Source organism: Bailinhaonella thermotolerans, from assembly GCF_003594875.1.
In the GTDB taxonomy this organism is placed as follows: domain Bacteria; phylum Actinomycetota; class Actinomycetes; order Streptosporangiales; family Streptosporangiaceae; genus Bailinhaonella; species Bailinhaonella thermotolerans.
This window is the reverse complement of the sequence record NZ_QZEY01000024.1, coordinates 1-230: the sequence shown is the minus strand read 5'-3', so window position 1 is coordinate 230 and position 230 is coordinate 1. Positions and strand designations below refer to the sequence as shown.

Sequence of the window (230 nt, the reverse complement as noted above, 5' to 3'; positions counted from 1 at the left end):
ATGACCAGGCCGCCGATGAGGGCGGTGCCGCCCATGGCCGCGGGGACGGCCACCGGCACGTCCTGCGCGGGCTGGGCCGCGGCGGTGCCGGAGCTGGTCTTCTTGTCCTCGACCTTGGCCTTGTCCTGGGTCTTGTCCTGGGCCTTGTCGCGGGCCTTGGCGGCGGTGGTCTTGCTGGTGGCGATCTTGGCGGGGTCGCCGAAGCCGACGATCTGGTCCATGGTGCGGAC

Annotated in this window: 1 protein-coding gene; it reads right to left on the bottom strand. The window is 71.7% G+C overall.

Annotated elements, in window-relative coordinates; translation table 11 throughout:
• The coding region (locus tag D5H75_RS42345; RefSeq protein WP_202638865.1) for a hypothetical protein at positions 1-230 on the bottom strand (230 nt) is incomplete at both ends.